Here is a 14,571-nt window from a genome sequence, read left to right on the forward strand (position 1 = left end):
GTGGACGGCAGCAGCGCGCTGCCTTCATGTTTTGACGTCGAGCGTCCGCGCTTGCTGGCGGGAACGAACTGTCCGCGATGCCTGCGATACGCGGCAGCATGCGGCGCGCCGCCGCATCAGCCCCATCACCCGCCGTAGATATCGAAGTCGAAGTACTTCGACGCCAGCCGCTTGTAGGTGCCGTCCTTGACCATGTCGAGGATCGCGCGGTCGATCTTCGCCTTCAGGTCGGTGTCTTCCTTGCGCAGCCCGATGCCGGCGCCGATGCCGAGCACCTTCTCGTCGACCAGCTCCGGCCCGACGAACTGATAACCCGCGCCGCGCGGCGACTTCAGGAAGCCGATCGCCGCCTGCACCTCGTCCTGCAGCGCGGCATCGAGGCGGCCGGCGGTCAGGTCCGCATAGACGCCGTCCTGGTTCTGGTACGACACGACGTTCGCACCCTGCTTCGCCCAGTACGCCTTCGCATACGCCTCCTGCGTGGTGCCCTGTTCGACGCCGATCGACTTGCCCTTCAGCGATTCGGCGGTCGGCAGCAACGGCGAGCCCTTCTTCACGACGAGACGGGTCGGCTGGTTGTAGATCTTCGTCGTGAAGCCGATCTGTTCCGCGCGCTGCGGCGTGATCGACATCGACGACAGCACCGCATCGAACTTCTTCGCCTTCAGCGCGGGGATCATCCCGTCGAAATCGTTCTCGAGCCACACGCACTTCGCCTTCAGCCGCGCGCAGATCTCGTTGCCGAGGTCGATGTCGAAGCCGACGAGCTTGCCGTCGGGCGCCTTCGATTCGAACGGCGCGTAGCTGGCATCGGTGCCGAACCGCAGCGTGGTCCAGTCCTTCGCGGCGGCGGGGCCGGCCGATACCGCGAGCAGGGCGATCGAAACGGCGGCAATCAGTCTCTTCATGGTGGTTCCTTGGCGTGGTCGATCCGGTTCCGCGGCGGCGCGGTGGGTGCATGGCCGCATCGCATGCCGCCGCACTGTCCGCCCACCCATTAACGCAGAAAATAAAATCTCAGTCCAGAATGGACAAAAAATATCGGAATGATCGGCGCAGAGGCGGCCGCCGCAAAGGGGACGACCCTTGCATAAATGCGAAAATGGACTAATCTTGTTAGTAAATTCGTTTTGAGACTAACGATCATGTCACAGCCCGCCTTCGACCCACAGAATCCGGATCTCGCCCTGCCGCAGGCCTCGGTTGCGCAGATGTCGGCGGCCGGCCTGCGTGCGTTCTTCAACATCGCGCGCGACTGGGAGCTGACGATCGACGAGCAACTCGTGCTGCTCGGGTCGCCCGGCCGCTCGACGTTCTTCAAGTGGAAGGCGTCGCCCGGCTCGGCGCGCCTGCCGCGCGACACGCTCGAGCGCCTATCGCTGCTGCTCGGCATCTACAAGGCCTTGCAGATTCTGCTGCCGCAGCCGGCCGCGGCCGACGCGTGGGTCAAGCGGCCCAACGACGCGGCGCCGTTCGGCGGCAAGCGCGCGCTCGACCGGATGCTGGCCGGCAACGTGGGCGATCTGGTCGCCGTGCGCCAATACCTCGACGCGATGCGAGGTGGCTGGGCGTGACGATGCCGATCGACGTGCAACCCTGGCCGACGACCGTCGTCGACTGGGCGCCTGCCTATCGTGTGATACCCACCCGCTTTCCCGCGATCAACCTGTTCGACCGCGTCGCATCGGCCGACGACTTCGACGCGCTGTATGCGCTCGAATCGCTGACCAACGACCGGATACGTCAGGAAGTCGGCACGCTGGCGCTCGTGCCGCCGGCCGAACGCCGCTATGGCCCCGGCTGGGGGCCGATCATGGCCGCGTTCACGCATCTGAACCCGCAGGGCAGCCGGTTTTCGGACGGCACCTACGGCGTGTTCTACTGCGGCCGTTCGCGCGCGACGGCGATCGCGGAGACGCGCTATCACAGCGGGCTGTTCCTCGCGGCGACGAAGGAGCCGCCGATGCGCCAGCAGATGCGGCTCTACACGGTGTATGCGCACGGCGACGTCGTCGACGTGCGCAGCTGGCCGCAGCGCCACCCGCAGCTGCTCGATCCGCTCGACTACAGCGCGGGGCAGGCGCTCGGCCGCGCCGTGCGCAATGCGGGCGGCGCGGGCATCGTCTATCCGTCGGTGCGCGACCCGGACGGCGAATGTATCGCCGCGTTGCGCACGACGCTGCTGCGCGACTGTCATCACGCCGCGTACCTCGAATACAACTGGAACGGCAGCGCGGTCGATGCGGTGTTCGAACTGAATCAGGTCGGTTAGCGTAACGCGCTGCGTGCGCACGGGAACCGCGGCGTCACGGCAGCGGCAGATCGGCCGCGCGACGTGCGCGTACGTCGGCCTGACTGAGCGACCAGCTCCGGCCGGTGTGCGGCTCGACGATCGTCAGCCGCCCGGACGGCGCGAACGCGCCCGTGTCGATGAACCATTGCGCGCCGATGCGCTGCAGGTCGCGCACCGGCGTGTGGCCGGTGCAGGTCAGCGACAGCCCGGCCTGCAACGCCGGGTCGGCGAGCCCCTGGACCAGATCGCGCCCCCAGATCAGCCGCTCGCGCACGTCGTGCGAGTAGCTGCCCGTGTCGAGTTCGTCGTCGCTGCCGAAGAATTCCGCGTGCAGCACGTTGAAACGCTCGGGACCGTCGCCGATCACGCGCACGAGCGGCAGCGTGTCGACGCGCGCGGCATGCGCCTGCAGCAGTTGCGGCGGCAGGTCGGCGCCCCAGTCGCCGCCGATGCCGCGCCACGCGTCGGCCGACAGCTTGCCGCGTGCGACGAGGCTCAGCACTTCCTCATGATTGCCGCGCACCGCATGGCACCACGGACGATCGAGCAGCTCGAGCGCGGTTTCCGACGCGGGGCCGCGGTCGACCAGATCGCCGACCGAAAACAGCCGGTCGCGCGCCGCATCGAAGCCGACGTCGTACAGCAGCGCGCGCAGCACGTCCACGCAGCCGTGCAGATCGCCGACGACGAAGTCGCGGCCCGTCGTATTGGCGGGATGGCGGCACAGGGAGGAAGTCATCCAGATATCTTAGGCGCTCGCGACCATCGCAACCTGGTGCCGGAATGGCGATAATCGGCGCCGTGCGCCCCGGCGCGTGCGCAGCGGGCAGCCGCGTGCCGGCCGAACCCTTTCCATCCGCTTTCGGAATGCAACGATGACGCTTTATCCGCAGGTATTACGCAACCGGCCGCGCATGGTGGCCGCCTTCGTCGCGGGCGTGCTGTGCGCCGTATTGCTGCCGTTTCCGCTGCGGTCGGCCGCGCGCGTGCTGATCGGCTGGGACTGCGCGGTGTGGCTGTATCTCGCGCTGATGTGGGCGCGCATGATCACGGCGCACCACCACAAGGTGCGCGAAATCGCGATCCGCGAGGACGAGAATGCGACGACCGTGCTGACGGTCGTGTGCATCGCGACGGTCGCGAGCATCGCCGCGATCGCGTTCGAGCTTGCGACCGCGAAGAGCGTCGGCTTTCGCGTCGGGCTCGGCCATTACGCGATCACCGGCGCGACGCTGTTCGGCGCATGGTTCCTGATCCCGACCATCTTCACGCTGCATTACGCGCGGCTCTATTACGGCTCGCCGTGCGCCGACCGCGCGCTGCGCTTTCCCGACGACCATCCGGAGCCCGACTACTGGGACTTCCTCTATTTCGCGTTCACCCTCGCGGTCGCGTCGCAGACGGCCGACGTGTCGCTCGCGAGCCGCGCCGCGCGCCGCTCGGCGCTCGCGCAGTCGATCCTGTCGTTCTACTTCAACATGGCCGTGCTCGGGCTGTCGATCAACGTCGCGGCGGGGTTGTTGGGCTGAGGCGCGCGCTCACGCGGCTCGCCGCAGCGCGATCCACGCGCCCCAGAACAGGCTCGAAAAGAAGCGCAGCGGCGCATCGAACCCGGCGTCGTGCAGCAGCGCAAACACGGCTTCCTCGGACGCCGGCGGGTCCGCGCCTTGCAGGATCTTCGCGAGCTGCGCGCGCACCGCGTCGGGTGTCGCTCCGGCCATGCGCCAGCGTTGCTGCCAGGCATCGAGCAGGCGAGGGTGGTCGGCGTAACGGCGATGGTTGCCCGCGATGACGAGCGGCGCGCCCGGCTTCAGGCGACGTGCGATCGCATCCAGCAGCGCGGCCTTCGCCGCGTCGCCCGGGACGTGATGCAGGACGCCGATCAGCGTCGCGCCGTCGAACGCGGGAGCATCCGGCAGCGCGTCGACCCCGGCTTCGACGAACTGCGTGCGCGCGCCGCAACCGGCTGCCTCGACGCCGGCGCGCGCGAGCGCGAGCATCGGCGCCGACGGATCGACGGCCGTGAATTGCCAGCCCGGCTCGAGCGCACCGGTCACGCAGATATCGCGGCCCGTGCCGCCCGCTCCGGCGACGAGGATCCGCGCATCGGCCGCGCCGATCGCCGCCGCGAGCATGCATGCGGACAGTTCGTGGCACGCGTCGTAACCGGCGAGCGCGATGCGCGACTGTTCGGCGTATTCGTGCGCGCGGGCAGGATCGAATTTTGCGGCGCTGGCGGGGAGCGACATCGCGGATTCCTCGGGTTCGTGGCGCGGACGACCTGCCCGCGCGCGTTGGCCCGAGCGTAAGCGGGCGGGCCGCGGCCCAACAAGACCAGCGGCCATTCCGGTATGCAGACTACCCGCCATCGGGGCCGATCGCCCCGCGTTCGCTCAGGGTCGATTCGTATTAAAAATGGATCGTTCGGATTGCGTCGCAGTCGCCAAAACGGCGCATACTTTTCATCCCCCCTGCCTGGCCGTCGCATGCCGGGCGCCATGCGCCGCGTCGAATGCGGCCATGCTGCTCGGCCCGCACGAGGAGCGCACGATGTCAGATTGTTCGCACGATCCGTATGCGCAGCACTACATCCACTGCCTGCCGTTCGGTGCGCAGCCCTGCGGTGCGCATGGCGCGCCGCCGCGCACGCATTTCCGCGTGTGGGCGCCGGGCAGTACCCAGGTCCAGCTCGAACTCGATACCGGCCACGGCCCGACGCTCGTCCCGATGACGGCGGCCGGTCCCAATTGGTTCGAAGCGTTCGTCGAATGCGGCGCCGGCGCACGTTATCGCTATCGCCTCGACGATGCCGTGTCGATCCCCGATCCCGCATCGCGTTCGCAGCCCGACGGGCTCAACGGCCCGAGCGAAGTCGTCGATGCGCGCGCTTTCACGTGGCGCAACACGTTCTGGCGCGGGCGTCCCTGGGAGGACATCGCGCTCTATGCGATCCGGCCGCACGCGGCGGGCGGCTTCGACGGCGTGCGCCGCCGGCTGCCGCAGCTCGCACGGCTCGGCATCACGGCGCTGGAGCTGCTGGCGTCGCCGCACGACAGCCTGCCGTTCGCGCCGCTCGCGGCGGACGGCGGCCCGCACGCGCTGAAGGCGCTGATCGACGACGCGCACGGCTACGGCCTCGCGGTGCTGCTCGAGCTCGACTACTCGCGCTTCGGCAGCGGCACCGACGCGCTGCGCCATTACGCCGCGCCGTTCTTCCATATGCGCGACGATCCGCTGCAGGCGGCGCCGCTCGCGCTCGACCATCCGGACGTCTGCGACTTCTTCTGCGACAACGCGCTGTACTGGCTCGACGAGTACCGCTGCGACGGCCTGCGGCTGCGCGAAGCCGACCGGATCGGCGCGTCCTGGCTGCGCGAGATCGCCGATCGCGTGCACGCCGCGGAGCCGGCCGACCGGCTGATCCATCTCGTGCTCGGCAGCGAGCGTCATCCGGTGCATCTGGCCGACACGCACTTCGATGCGCAGTGGAACGGTTGCGGCGAACGAGCGCTGCATCGGCTGACGTGCCGCGACGCGGTCGCTCACGACGGCATCTCGATGCACCAGTCGATCCACACGCTCGCGCGCGCGCTGACGGCGTCGGGCGCGGCGTTCCAGCCGGCCGCGCCCGACGGCGGCGCGATGCTCGACGGCTTGTCGCTGACGTCGCTGGTGCTCACCGATGGCGCGTGGCAGGGCGCCGCATCCGGCGAGCAAGGGCAGGCGGCCGGCCTCGCGGCGCTCGCGCTGTCGCTGCTCACGCCACAGATTCCGCTGATCTTCGACGAAACCGCGCGCGATACCGAGCGCGCGCATTTCGTGCAGTCGGCGCTGGCGGTGCGTGCGAAGCTGATCGCGCCGCGCTTGTCCGATTGCCGCCCGCAGGACGCGCGTACGCTGAAGGCTGGCGGTGACGGCGAAGCCGATGCGCTGCTCGCGTCGTGGCGTCTGGCCGACGACGAGACGCTGACGATCGCGCTGAACCTGTCGCCCGAGGCGGTGCCGTTCGACGCGCCGCGCGGGCGCGTCGTGTTCGAGACGCCGGCGCGCGCGCGCGATCGCATTGATGAAGGCGAGTTGCCGCCGTACTCGCTCGTCGCCTGGCTGACGGGCGACGTCAACGGCTATGCGCTCACGCACGACGTGCGGCGAATCGACGGCGGCGCATGGCGCATGCGGCCGGCCGAGCCGAACCACGGCTGACACGCGCGGCCGACCTACCAGAAGCCCCGAATGCCGGCGACGCCGTAGGCGCCGTGGCGGCGCGCGTCGTCCAGATGCGCGCGCGTCATGCCGCCGAGCGCATAGACGGGCATCGCCGCCTGCGCGGCCAGCGCGGCGAACGCGCTCCAGCCGAGCGTCGGCGCGCCGGGATGGCTGAGCGTCGGCAGCACGGGCGACAACGTGACGAAATCCGCACCGACGCGTGCGGCCAGTGCGAGGTCGTGCGCCGTATGGCACGCGGCCGACACGCGGCGCGCGGGCGGCAGCGGCCGCTGCGCGACGGCGTGCAGCGCGGCGCCGTCGAGGTGCCAGCCCGCGCCGTCGAGCCGCATCACGCCGGCGGCGTCGATCGGGCCGTTGAGCATCAGCTGCGCGCCGGCCGCATCGCAGCGCGCGAGCGCATCGGCCGCGAGGCGCGCGAACGCGGCCGCGTCGAGCGATTTGACGCGCAGCTGCACGAGCGTCTCGCCGCGCGCGAGCACGGCCGACAGCCGGTCGAGCAACGCGCGGCAAGCGGCCGCCGACGCGGACGCCGGCTCCGGCGTGATCACGCAGCAGCGGGGCAGCGCGACGCTCATCGCGCGCCGCGCGCGCGGGCCGTCATTCGTCGGCCTCTTTGGCGAGCTTCGGATAGACGCGCACCAGCACGATGCGCGGCCCGTTCATCTTCTTCACGACGACGTCGAAGCGGTCGAACGACACGCGCTGGCCTTCGGTCGGCAGATCGCTCAACGCCTGGATCACCAGGCCGCCGACCGATTCCGCGCGGCCCTCGTCGATGTCGATGCCGAGCGCCTGCTCGAGCGACACGACCGGCAGGCTGCCCTTGCCCATCAGCGTGCCGTCGTCGAGGCGGCTCCAGTCCGCGTCGCCCTGGCGGAACTCGTCGTGAATCTGGCCGACCAGCGCGCCGAGCAGGTTGTCGAGCGTCAGGAAGCCGATCGGCTTGGCGCCCTTGTCTCCCACCAGCGCGAAGTGCGGCGCGCCCTTGCGGAAGCGGCGAAACAGCTCGAGCGCCGGCGTGTCGGGCTTCACGTACTGCACCGGACGCACGTAATCGGACAGATCCTCCAGCGCCGCGCCGGCGTGACGCGCGAGCAGCAGGTCCTTCAGGTGGATCAGCCCGCTCACCTGCTCGCGCGACGCATCCTCGAACAGCGGATAGCGGCTGAAGCGGTGCCGCGCGACGATCTCCATGTTGTCGGGCAGCGGCAGGTCGCGCCGCAGGCCGATCATTTCGTGCGCGGGACGCATCAGGTCCGACACCGTCATCGACGAGAAGTCGAGCGAATGCGCGAGCGTGTTCCATTCGTCGTTGGTGTAGGCGCCGCGCGCCGGCTGCGCGGCATTGCCGGCCGCGCTGCGGCGGCTGCGCAGGATCAGCTTCAGCTCGTCGGTCGAATAGTGCGCATCGCCGCCGTGATCGGCCGACAGCCCCGCGAGCCGCAGCACCGCGTTCGCGCTGGTGTTGAGCACCCAGATCGCCGGATACATCGCCCAGTAGAACGCGTAGAGCGGCAGCGCCACCCACAGGCCGATCTTCTCCGGCTGCCGGATCGCCATCGACTTCGGCGCAAGCTCGCCGACCACGATGTGCAGGAACGAGATCAGCGAGAACGCGAACACCAGGGAAATCAGATGCACGATGCGTTCGGAATGCACGCCGAGCAGGTCGAGCAGCGGGCCGAGCAACTCGGCGAAGGCGGGCTCGCCGACCCAGCCGAGGCCGAGCGACGCGAGCGTGATGCCGAGCTGGCACGCCGACAGGTACGCGTCGAGCCGGCCGTGCACGATCGCGAGGATGCGCCCGCTCAGGCCGTGCTTGCGTGCGAGCGTCTTGACGCGCGTGCCGCGCAGCTTGACGAGGCCGAATTCGGCCGCAACGAAAAAGCCGTTCAGGGCCACCAGCAACAACGCGCCGATCAGCGCGAAGATTTGTAACAAGGAATTGCTCCGGACATGACAGGCCCGTCAGTATAGGGCCGGAAAGGAAACCGTAATGTGTCGGGCTGCCGATCGATTACACCGGCGCCGCGCAGGGAATCGAGAGTGTCAGGGTGACGGCCGCGCCGTCGGCGAACGGCGTATGCGTGAACGTGCCGCCGTGAGCGAGTGCGACGCGCTGGCACAGCGCGAGCGTCCATGCGACGCGCTTTGCGTCGCGCGTGCGCAGCATCTCCTGGCGCGCGAACGCTTCGAATGCGTGCGGCAGCGCCGGATCGGCGAGCGCGGCGGCATGCACCGTGCACTCGGCGCGCACGACGTACTGGGCGCCGTCGCGCGTGCAGGCGGCCGTCACGCGGCCGCCCGCGGCGCTGGCTTCGACGGCCGTGGTCAGCATCGTCCACAGCGCCTGTGCGAGCCGCGCGCGGTCCGCGCGCAGCGTCGGTTCGCCGTCGGGCAGCGTCGCGTCGATGCTCACCTGCCGGGCGTCGGCGAGCGCGAAGCGCGTCAGCTCGAGCGTGTCGTCGAGCAACGCGCGCAGCGCGAACGAATGCGGCGCGATCGGCAGCGCGCGGGTTTGCGCGCGCGGCGCGTCGAGCACGTCGTCGAGCAGCGCGACCTGCTGTTCGATCCCGGTGCGGATGCCCGCGAGCGCGCGCTGCACGTTCGCATCGGCGCCGGCGAGCTGACGCTCGAGCACGTACGCCCAGCTGTGCATCGCATTCAGCGGGCTGCGCAGATCGTGCGACGCGGTCGAAAGCGCCTGGTCGCGCAGGAACAGCGCGGCCTCGGCGGCGTAGTGCGCTGCGCGTTCGCGCAGCAGGTCGGCGGCGGGTTCGACGGGAAGGGACGTCACGGAGCGGGCCTGTCGGAAGCGGTTGGCATGAACGAGATACGAGCCCACATTATAGGGATCGCTCGCGTCATGCCGGCAGCGCGTCCTCGTCCTTTTTCCGCGCGTCGCCGTTCGGCAGCAGCTGGCACGCGAGCAGGCCGGCCAGCATCAGCGCGCAGCCGAGCAGCGCGCGCAGCGTCAGCGTTTCGCCGAGGGCGGCCCAGCCGGCGATCGCCGCGAACACGCCTTCCATGCTGAAGATCACGGCCGCGTGCGCGGGTGCCGCATCGCGCTGCGCGACGACCTGCAGCGTATAGCCGACGCCGACCGACAGCAGCCCGCCGTACAGCAGCGTCGGCAGCGCGTGCGCGAGCGTCGCCGCGCTGAGCGGCTCGATCGCGAGCCCGACCGCCAGGCACGCCGCGCCGCAGGTGGCGAACTGCAGGAACGCGAGCACGAGCGGATCGTAGCGCTTCGCGAAATGGCCGACGGCCATCACGTGCGCGGCGATGATCACCGCGCCGGCGAGCTGGAACCAGTCGCCGTACAGCACCGCGAAATGCTCGTCGATGCTGAGGAAGTACAGGCCGATCGCCGCCAGCAACGCGCCGAACCAGGTGCCGGTGCCGATCCGGTGGCGGGCGAACACGCCCATCAGCGGCACGATCACGACGTACAGCGAGCTGATGAAGCCCGCATTCGCGATCCGCGTGTACTGCAGGCCGACCTGCTGCAGCGAGATCGATACCGCGAGCAGCGCGCCCAGCGCGACGCCGGGCAGCAATTGCGCGGGCGTGCGGCGTATCGACGCGCACTGCGCGCGCGACGCGGCGTTCAGCGCGAGCAGCGGGACCAGCACCAGCGCGCCGAGCAGGAACCGCAGCCCCGTGAACAGGAACGGGCCGATCACGTCGAGGCTCAAGCGCTGCGCGACGAAGGCGGAGCCCCAGATCGCGGCGGCCGCGAGCATCAACAGGTTGGCACGGACATGCTTGCGGGCTTCGGGTGTCATCGGAATAGGGCGGAGGCGTGCGGCGGGCGAAACCCGCTAGTTTACGCCGAGATTGCAAGGCTGTCGGCAAACCTGCGGAGCGCGACGGCGGCGCGCGCGTCGCGCACCCGCGAATACAGCACCACCTGCGAATGCGGCAGCGGCGGCAGCCCGAATTTCGCGCCGACGTCGGCCAGCGTGCGTGGCGCCACGCGCCGCGCGAGCGGGCAGACGGCCAGCCCGGCCGCCGCCGCGGCCGTGACCGCCGCAATGCCGCCGCCCGTGAAGCGCTCGCGCCAAGGCAGCCCCGCATGATCGAGCGCGCGCAGCGCGGCCGCGCGCACGCCGCACGGGCCGGCCAGCACCGCGAGCGGCAGCGGCTCGCCGGCGCGCGGCGCCCAGTCGGGCGCGGCGAGCCACGACAGCGGCTCGGTGAACAGCAGCGTCGCGTCGTCGCGCGGCGGATCCTCCCCCGGTTCATGGCGGACGATCGCCGCGTCGAGCCGCCGTTCGTCGTATTGCGCGAGCAGGCTCGTCGACGTCCCCAGGTGCATTTCCAGCATCAACCCGGGATCTTGCCGGTGCAGGCTCGTCAGCACGGCCGGCAGGTCGGGCACGGCCACGTGCTCGCTGACGCCCAGCGACAGCCGATGCGTACCCGCCGAAATCGCGCCGAGCGCCCGTTCGTGCGCATCGAGCAGCGTGCGCGCGGCCGGCAGGAAATTCTCGCCGTCGGGCGCGAGCTTCACGACGCGCGGCGTGCGCGCGAGCAGCGGCTTGCCGAGGTGCGCTTCGAGCCGTTTCAGCTTCAGGCTGACGGCCGATTGGGTGGTGCCGAGCGCGTCCGCGGCGCGCGTGAAGCTCGCGAGATCGGCCACCAGCACGAACGCACGCACTGCATCGAGGTCGAGAACTTTCATTTCAAGTGTAAATGGATGAAATATTCGGAAATGACTGTTCATTATAGTTCGCGGCCCCTAACCTGACGTGGCGTTTTCGCTTGTTCAACGTCATCGAAAGGAGCAGGACCATGCCATTCACCCGTATCGCGTTGCGCGAAGGCAAACCGGCCGCATATCGCGCGGCGCTCGTCGACGGCGTGCATCGCGCGCTGATGCACACGTTCAACGTGCCCGAGGACGACATCTTCATGGTCGTGACCGAGCACGCGGCGGAGAACTTCGTGTTCGGCCGCCGCTATCTCGACATCGAGCGCAGCGACGACCTGGTCATGATCCAGATCACCGCCAACAACACGCGCACGCTCGAACAGAAGCAGGTGCTGTATCGGACCATCGTCGCGAACCTCGCGCAGCAGCCCGGCGTGCGCCCGCAGGACGTATTCATCAGCCTGGTCGAAGTGCTGAAGGAGGACTGGTCGTTCGGCAACGGCATCGCGCAATACGTCGTTTGACCTGCGGCATCGCGGCGGGACCGGATCGTCGTCCGCGCCTGTTCGTGCCGTGTACTATGGAAGCTGCTTCACGGACGACGCCGGCGCACGATGCGCCGGCGGTTTTTCATGTGCAGGAGCTTCCATGTCGCGTGTGCTGGAAATCGTGTTGTCCTTGTCGCTGGAAAGCTGGCCGGTGAAGGCCGCAAGCCGCGCCCGCGGCGGGTCGCGCGACTTCGGCGCGGAGCTGGTGCGCGCATGGCGAATCTGCCCGCAAGTGCGGATGCGTCGCGGCCACGAGCGCGTGACGATCGAGCCGTGCCGGATCGACGAGGCCGAGCCGGACGCCGGCGGGCGCTGGTGCACGTGGGTCGAGTCGACGGCGCACGGGCCGCGGGTCGTCGCGTCGCGCACGAGGCCGTTCGCGCCGGGCGTCGTCGAGCGCGAGCTGTTCGACGCGGAGCATGCGGGGATTGCCGTCGCCGCGCAGTGCGCCGACGCGCGGCCGGCAGATGCGGAAGCGGAAGCGGATGCGGAGAATGACGCCCAGCCGGGCGCCGCAGACGACGGCGCGACGGCCACCGCCGTCGACGAAGCGGCGCGCGCTGCCGCGTCCGGGGCCGGCCCGCTGCGGCTCGTCAGCGAACGCCGTCGCGGGCGCTGGGCCGACGACAGCGGCGTGGTGGTCGAGATGACGCTCGACGACGTGACGCTGCACGGCGCCGACGGCGGCGGCGCGCCGCCGCGCCGTCACGTCGAGTTGCGCCTCGCGGCGCCCGACTGGGAAACGCCTGCCGCGCGCACCGCGGCGCTGCATGCGCTGTTCGCGGCGGCGCGTGAACTGAGCGGCGCGTGGCCCGCATTCGTGCAACTGGCGAGCGTGATCGACCGCACCTGCGCCGGCGAGCCGGCGATCGCCGGGCCGGTCAAGGCGCAATCGGTCGACCTGACCGGCCTGCGCACGCAGCGCGCCGCGCTGTTTGCGTTGTGCGGCGACATCGCCGCGCAATGGCTCGGCAACGAGAGCGGCGTGCTCGAACGCGACGATCCCGAATTCGTCCATCAAATGCGCGTCGCGTTGCGGCGTCTGCGTACGCTCGCGCGGCTGTTTCCGCGCTTCGCGGACGAGCGCTGGAAGGACGCCTTCGGCGCGGACCTGCGCTGGCTTGCCGCGCTGCTCGGCACGGTGCGCGACTGGGACGTGTTTTCGACCGAAACGCTGCCTGCGCTGGCCGCGGCCGATGGCGGCGGCGCCGACTGGGACGGCACGCTCGACGCGTCGCGCGCGCACGCGCGCAGCGCGCGTGCCGAGCTGCGTCAGGCGCTGCATTCGGCGCGCTATGCGCGGCTGACGCTCGGCTGGCTCGAATGGCTCGGCACGCTCGCGCTGCCGCCGGACGCCGACGACGATGCGCCGTCGCTGCGGCGTCACGCGACCAAGCGCTTGCGGCGGCTGTTCGGTCACCTCTACGCGGTGCCGTCGCTCGGCTCGCTCGATACGGCTGCGCGGCATCGCGTGCGGATCGACGCGAAGCGGCTGCGCTATGCGCTCGAATTCTTCGCGTCGCTCGCGTCGCGCCGCACGCGCAACGAAACGGTGAAGACGCTCGCGCGCGTGCAGAGCGTGCTGGGCGACGCGAACGACATGATCGGCGCGCTGCGTCATCTCGAGCAGCTGGGCGCGCCCGCCTACCAGCTGGGCTTCGTGCGCGGTTACGGCGCCGCGCTCGAACGGCGCGCGGCGGCCGACGCCGAGACGCTGCTCGCCAGCCTGCGCGCGCCGAAGCTCGACGGCCGGGCGCGCTGAGCGGCGCGCGCCCGCGTCCCTATTCGCGTTCCTATAATGGCCGCCCGTATTCTTCCGACAGACCGATGACCGACGCGTCGCCTCCTTCTTCCTCCGCCGAACCGCTCGCACTGGGCGGCGAACTTTGGCTGCGCGCCGGGCCGCAGACGCTCGGCGGCGCGAACCGCATCGCGCTGCTCGCGGCGATCGGCGAAACCGGCTCGATCACGCGCGCGGCGAAGGCCGTGGGGCTCAGCTACAAGGCAGCCTGGGATGCGATCGACACGATGAACAACCTGGCCGGCGAGCCGCTCGTCACGCGTTCGACCGGCGGCAAGGGCGGCGGCGGCACGACGCTCACGCCGCGTGCCGCATCGCTGATCGCCGCGTACCGCACCATCGAGCGCGAGCATCGGCGCTTCATCGAGGCCGCCAGCGCGGCGGTGTCCGGTTTCGACGTCGACTGGGCGCTGATCGGGCGGATCGGGATGAAGACGAGCGCGCGCAATCAGCTGTTCGGCAAGGTCGCGACGATCGTGCGCGGCACGGTGAACGACGAGGTGACGCTCGCGCTGCCGGGCGGCCAGACGATCGTGGCCGTGCTCACGCACGAAAGCGCCGATGCGCTCGCGTTGCGGCCGGGCGCCGATGCCTGTGCGCTCGTGAAGGCGTCGTGGGTCGTGCTGGCCGTCGACGACGACGCAGATCGCGAGGCCGGCGCCATCTCGAAGATATCGGCGCGCAACCAGCTGCACGGTACCGTCGACACCATCGCGGCGGGCGCGGTCAACAGCGAGGTGACGCTTGCGCTCGACGGCGGCGGCACGCTCACCGCCGTGATCACGAACGAGAGTGTCGGCGCGTTGCAGCTCAAGGCCGGGCGGCGCGCGATCGCGCTGTTCAAGGCGTCGAGCGTGATTCTGGCGGTGACGGGCTGAGCGGGATGGCGGCGAGGTGACGCTTGCGCTCGACGGCGGCGGCACGCTCACTGCCGTGATCACGAACGAGAGTGTCGGCGCGTTGCAGCTCGAGGCCGGGCGGCGCGCGATCGCGCTGTTCAAGGCGTCGAGCGTAATTCTGGCGGTGACGGGCTGAGCGTGATGGC

Annotated in this window: 15 protein-coding genes and 1 pseudogene; 8 read left to right on the forward strand and 8 right to left on the reverse strand. The window is 70.2% G+C overall.

What is annotated here, in order from left to right:
• Window positions 1-125 precede the first annotated feature (125 nt).
• Entirely contained in the window at window positions 126-908 is a 783-nt protein-coding gene (locus MYA_RS18875) for an ABC transporter substrate-binding protein (protein ID WP_014724627.1), read from the reverse strand.
• Between the two features lie 237 nt (window positions 909-1,145).
• Here MYA_RS18875 and MYA_RS18880 point away from each other — a divergent pair, with 237 nt between their 5' ends.
• Together MYA_RS18880 and MYA_RS18885 are read left to right on the forward strand one after the other, a co-directional pair.
• A complete protein-coding gene (locus MYA_RS18880) occupies window positions 1,146-1,574 on the forward strand; it encodes an MbcA/ParS/Xre antitoxin family protein (protein WP_041494089.1) in 429 nt (142 codons plus the stop codon).
• Between the two features lie 2 nt (window positions 1,575-1,576).
• A complete protein-coding gene (locus tag MYA_RS18885; protein WP_034194977.1) occupies window positions 1,577-2,272 on the forward strand; it encodes an RES family NAD+ phosphorylase in 696 nt (231 codons plus the stop codon).
• A 34-nt stretch (window positions 2,273-2,306) separates the two neighbouring features.
• On the opposite strand, the gene MYA_RS18890 is transcribed toward MYA_RS18885, so the two are convergent.
• Window positions 2,307-3,032 carry a metallophosphoesterase gene (locus MYA_RS18890; RefSeq protein WP_014724629.1) on the reverse strand — a complete coding sequence of 242 codons (726 nt, stop codon included), beginning with the start codon at window positions 3,030-3,032 and terminating at the stop codon, window positions 2,307-2,309.
• Window positions 3,033-3,168: 136 nt separating this feature from the next.
• Between MYA_RS18890 and MYA_RS18895 the strand changes: the two genes are divergently transcribed.
• Complete coding sequence (locus MYA_RS18895) at window positions 3,169-3,822, forward strand: DUF1345 domain-containing protein (protein WP_014724630.1); 654 nt, start codon at window positions 3,169-3,171, stop codon at window positions 3,820-3,822.
• A 9-nt stretch (window positions 3,823-3,831) separates the two neighbouring features.
• On the opposite strand, the gene MYA_RS18900 is transcribed toward MYA_RS18895, so the two are convergent.
• Complete coding sequence (locus MYA_RS18900; RefSeq protein WP_014724631.1) at window positions 3,832-4,542, reverse strand: class I SAM-dependent methyltransferase; 711 nt, start codon at window positions 4,540-4,542, stop codon at window positions 3,832-3,834.
• 301 nt (window positions 4,543-4,843) lie between these two features.
• On the opposite strand from MYA_RS18900, the gene MYA_RS18905 reads away from it, so the two are divergent.
• Window positions 4,844-6,496, forward strand: coding sequence for a DUF3459 domain-containing protein (locus tag MYA_RS18905; protein WP_041494271.1), 1,653 nt, complete (start codon window positions 4,844-4,846; stop codon window positions 6,494-6,496).
• A gap of 14 nt (window positions 6,497-6,510) precedes the next feature.
• Here the strand turns inward: MYA_RS18905 and MYA_RS18910 are convergent, their stop codons facing one another.
• The 5 genes from MYA_RS18910 to MYA_RS18930 form a co-directional block, all read right to left on the reverse strand.
• On the reverse strand, window positions 6,511-7,095 hold the full coding sequence (locus MYA_RS18910) for a thiamine phosphate synthase (RefSeq protein WP_014724633.1): 585 nt from the start codon (window positions 7,093-7,095) through the stop codon (window positions 6,511-6,513).
• Between the two features lie 22 nt (window positions 7,096-7,117).
• Window positions 7,118-8,461, reverse strand: a complete 1,344-nt coding sequence (locus MYA_RS18915; RefSeq protein WP_014724634.1) for a hemolysin family protein — start codon at window positions 8,459-8,461, stop codon at window positions 7,118-7,120.
• 76 nt (window positions 8,462-8,537) lie between these two features.
• Window positions 8,538-9,317 carry a sensor histidine kinase gene (locus MYA_RS18920; protein WP_014724635.1) on the reverse strand — a complete coding sequence of 260 codons (780 nt, stop codon included), beginning with the start codon at window positions 9,315-9,317 and terminating at the stop codon, window positions 8,538-8,540.
• Between the two features lie 67 nt (window positions 9,318-9,384).
• A complete protein-coding gene (locus MYA_RS18925) occupies window positions 9,385-10,308 on the reverse strand; it encodes a DMT family transporter (protein WP_014724636.1) in 924 nt (307 codons plus the stop codon).
• A 41-nt stretch (window positions 10,309-10,349) separates the two neighbouring features.
• The gene (locus MYA_RS18930) at window positions 10,350-11,207 is read right to left on the reverse strand and encodes a LysR family transcriptional regulator (RefSeq protein WP_034194981.1); all 858 of its coding nucleotides are present in this window, start codon (window positions 11,205-11,207) and stop codon (window positions 10,350-10,352) included.
• A gap of 110 nt (window positions 11,208-11,317) precedes the next feature.
• On the opposite strand from MYA_RS18930, the gene MYA_RS18935 reads away from it, so the two are divergent.
• From MYA_RS18935 to MYA_RS30040, 4 genes and pseudogenes are all read left to right on the forward strand, one after another.
• Window positions 11,318-11,701, forward strand: coding sequence for a tautomerase family protein (locus MYA_RS18935; RefSeq protein WP_014724638.1), 384 nt, complete (start codon window positions 11,318-11,320; stop codon window positions 11,699-11,701).
• A gap of 124 nt (window positions 11,702-11,825) precedes the next feature.
• Entirely contained in the window at window positions 11,826-13,487 is a 1,662-nt protein-coding gene (locus MYA_RS18940) for a CHAD domain-containing protein (RefSeq protein ID WP_014724639.1), read from the forward strand.
• Window positions 13,488-13,552: 65 nt separating this feature from the next.
• A complete protein-coding gene (locus MYA_RS18945) occupies window positions 13,553-14,404 on the forward strand; it encodes a TOBE domain-containing protein (protein WP_014724640.1) in 852 nt (283 codons plus the stop codon).
• Window positions 14,405-14,417: 13 nt separating this feature from the next.
• Window positions 14,418-14,561, forward strand: a pseudogene (locus tag MYA_RS30040) (TOBE domain-containing protein); the annotation flags it as partial.
• Window positions 14,562-14,571: the final 10 nt, after the last annotated feature.

Source organism: Burkholderia sp. KJ006 (assembly GCF_000262695.1).
GTDB lineage: Bacteria > Pseudomonadota > Gammaproteobacteria > Burkholderiales > Burkholderiaceae > Burkholderia > Burkholderia vietnamiensis.